Annotated in this window: 1 protein-coding gene; it reads right to left on the bottom strand. The window is 68.2% G+C overall.

Going from position 1 to position 4,052, the window contains the following annotated elements:
- On the bottom strand, positions 1 to 4,004 hold a 4,004-nt coding region (locus tag ACFWR9_RS42420), incomplete at its 3' end, for an amino acid adenylation domain-containing protein (RefSeq protein WP_383852957.1).
- Positions 4,005 to 4,052: the final 48 nt, after the last annotated feature.

Below are 4,052 nucleotides of genomic sequence, written 5' to 3'. Positions count from 1 at the left end.
AGCGCGGCCTGCACCACCATGAACAGGGTCACACCCTGCTCCCGCGCCAACACCGCCAGCCGCGCATGCACCTCCGCCGGGACCACCAGCGCTGCTGTATGGCCGCGGTGCGACGCCACCGCCGGCCGCGCCCGATCCACCGGCAGCACCAACTCCTGCGGAGCCCCCGCCAACGCATCCCGCCAGAATCCCACCTGCCCCGCCAGCACACTGCCCGGATCACCCTCATCACCCAGCAGCTCCCGCTGCCACAGGGTGTAGTCCGCGTACTGCACCGGCAGCGGCTCCCAACCGGGCGCACGACCGTCACACCGTGCCGCGTACGCGACCGAGATGTCCCGCGCCAACGGCCCCATCGACCACCCGTCCCCCGCAACGTGATGCACCACCACCACCAACACATGCACACCACCACCGACCTCAACCAACAACGCCCGCAACGGCACCTCAACGGCGAGGTCGAACCCGTGCCCGGTCTCCTCCGTCACCAGACCCGCCACCTCACCCTCGGCAGCCCGCACAACGCGCAGCACCTCCCCCACCTCTGAAGGCGCCAACACCTCCTGATACGGCTCCCCGTCCACCACCGGGAACACCGTCCGCAGCACCTCATGCCGATCCATCACATCACCGAGCGCTGACCGCAGCGCGGCCACATCCAGCGCACCCGCCAGCCGGAGCGCGACCGGGATGTTGTACGTCGCACTCGGCCCCTCCAACTGCGCCAGGAACCACAACCGCCGCTGAGCGAACGACAACGGCACCCGCTCAGGCCGCTCCCACCGCACCAACCCCACCCGCGCCGCACCCGCACCCGCAATCCGCGCAGCCAACCCCGCCGGAGTCGACGCCTCAAACAACGCACGCACACCCAACTCCACCCCGAACACCGACCGCACCCGCGACACCAACCGCATCGCCAACAACGAATGCCCACCCAAATCGAAGAAGTCCTGCTCAACCCCCACCCGATCCAGACCCAGCACCTCCGCGAACACCTGACACATAAGCTCTTCAGCCACCGTCGCCGGCCCCCGCCCACCGCCAGACGAATACTCCGGCGTCGGCAGCGCCGAACGGTCCAGCTTCCCGTTCACCGACAACGGCAACCCGTCCACCACCACCACCACCACCGACGGCACCATGAACTCCGGCAACCACTCAGCAGCAAACCTCCGCAGATTGTCACCCAGAACGGCGTCACCCTCGGGCACGACGTAGGCGACCAGGCGCTTGTCACCCGGCACATCCTCACGGGCAACCACCACCGCCTGGCCCACACCGGGATGCGCCGCCAGGACGGCCTCGACCTCGCCCGGCTCGACCCGGAAGCCACGCACCTTCACCTGATCATCCGCCCGGCCGACAAAGGCGAGCTGCCCGTCCGTGGTCCACCGCGCCAGATCCCCGGTCCGGTACATCCGCCCGCCCGAACCACCGAACGGGCATGCCACAAAGCGTTCCCCGGTCAGCCCAGGCCGCTGGTGATAGCCGCGGGCCAGCTGCACGCCCGCCACATACAACTCCCCCGCCACCCCCGGCGGCACCGGCTCCAGGAACCGGTCCAGCACATACACCCGCGAATTCGCCACCGGCCCACCCACCGACGGCACACCAACCCCACCGTCGGGCACCTGCCCGGCGGTGACCATCACCGTCGCCTCCGTCGGCCCATACGTGTTCACCAACACCCGGCCATCCACCCACACCCGCGCCACCTCAGCCGACAACACCTCACCACCCACCAGCACCCGCCCCAAACCCGGCACCGTCACCGGGTCCACCACACCCAGCAACGACGGCACCACACTCGCCACCCCCACCCCCTCCCGCACCACCACATCCGCCAACAACCCCACATCCCCCCGCTCCGCCTCCGACACCACCACCAGACGGCCACCCAACGCCAACGTCACCGCAACATCCAACACCGAACCATCAAACCCAAACGACGCAAACTGCAACACCCCCACCCCAGGACCCACACCCAACACCGGACCCAAAGCAGCCACCAAACCCACCACCGCACCCTGAGACACCACCACACCCTTCGGCACACCCGACGACCCCGACGTAAACATCACATACGCCGCCACACCCAGCCCACCCACCACAGGACTCGCCACCGGCGCAGATGCCACTGCCGGATCATCCAGACACACCACCGGCACACCCAGACCATCCGGCAACCCACCACTCAACTCCCTGACAGTCACCACACACACCGGCCCCGCCTCCCCCAACACCACACCCACCCGCTCCACCGGATACAACGGATCAACAAACACATACGCACCCCCCGCCTTCCACACCCCTAACAACGCCACCACCACATCCACCGACCGCTCCAACACCACCCCCACCACCGACTCCGGCCCCACACCCCGACCCACCAACACACCCGCCAACCGACCAGAACGCTCATCCAACTCCCCATACGACAACCGCTCATCCCCACACACCACCGCCACCGCACCCGAATCCCGCACCACCTGCTCCCCGAACAACTCCATCCACGTCACACCAGGCACCGACACAACACCGTCATTCCAGCCGTCCACCACCTGCCCCCGCACCGACGACGGCAGCACATCCACACCACCCAACGCCCTCCCCGGCGCAACCTCCAACGCCCCCACCAATTCCCCCACCGCCATCTGCACCAACTCACACACCAGCCCGGCATCCCCCGGAGCCACCGCATCAACCGCCACCGCAAACCCAGCCCCCAGATCATCCACCGCAACCGCCAGCGGATAATTCGTCCGCTCCTGCGCGAACAACAGCTCAACACCCGCAGCACCACCACGCACCGAAGCACCAGCACCCACAGACCGGCCGCCATGGCGATAGTTGAACAATGAGGTGAACAACGGAACCGAAGCCGGGACACCACTCACCCTCTGCGCCAGAGCGAGCGGGGCGTGCTCGTGCACCAGCAGGCCGGCCAGCTGCCCCTGCATCGCCCGCACCGCACCCACCACATCAAGGCCCGCCACATCCACCCGCACCGGCAACGTGTTGATGAACGGGCCAGGAATCCGCTCCGCCCCCACCCCCGCATTCATCCGGCCCAGCAGCAGCGTCCCGAACATCACATCCGACTGCCCGGCCAGACTCGCCAGCACCCGCGCATACGCGACGTGGAACAGAGTCGCCGGACTCACCCCCAGCCCGCGGGCCTGCTCCCGGATACGCCCCGCCAGTCCGTCATCCAGCAGCAGCCGCGCCTGCTGCACACTCGTGCCGTCACCACGGGCATCAGCCAACCCAAACGGCAGCGTCGGCTCCGTCACATCACCCAACAGCTCCGCGAAGAACTCCTCATGCTCCGCACGCGAAACCCCCAACCGCGCCTGCGCCACAAAGTCCCGGAACGGCAGCGGCACCGGCAACTCGTCCCCGCGCCCCTCCATCAACGCCGCGACCTCACCCAGCACCACCTGCAAGGCGGTGTGGTCCTGGAGCAGGTGGTGCACCTGCACAAGCCCGAGCCACCGCTCACTGCCCGGCTCGGCCGCCACGTGTACGCGCAGCAACGGTGCCTGCCGCAGATCCATCCACCGCCCAGCGACCGCCAACAGCTCAGCCTGCGGATCACCGCCCCCGTTCAGAACGACCTCGGTGACCGGGACGGCCGCATGCCTCCGGACCACCTGCACCGGCTCCGGCAACCCCTCCCACACCAACCCGGTGCGGTAGATGTCATGCCGGTCCACCACCCGCTGCAACGCCGACAGGAACCCGTCCAACCGCTCACGACTGTCAAAGCCCAGCACCATCGGCACCAAATAGACGTCCGCCTCACCAACCCCGGTCAACAGGTGATGGAACAGGATGCCTTCCTGCAACGGCGCAAGCGGATACACATCCGCCACGTTCGCCGCCCCGCCCTCGACCGACTCACACACCAAGTCGATCTGCGCACGCGTCAGTTCCACCAGCGGCAGCATCTCCGGCGTAATCACCTCCACACCCTGCTCGGGAATCCCGTTCGCCGGCACCTCCCCCCCCCCCCCCCCCCCCCCCCCCGCCGCCCCCCCCCTAGGGAG

The sequence above is a fragment of the Streptomyces sp. NPDC058534 genome (genome assembly GCF_042717365.1).
Taxonomy (GTDB): domain Bacteria; phylum Actinomycetota; class Actinomycetes; order Streptomycetales; family Streptomycetaceae; genus Streptomyces.
Note: the sequence above shows the minus strand (reverse complement) of the source record. Positions and strands in the feature narration are given on the sequence as shown.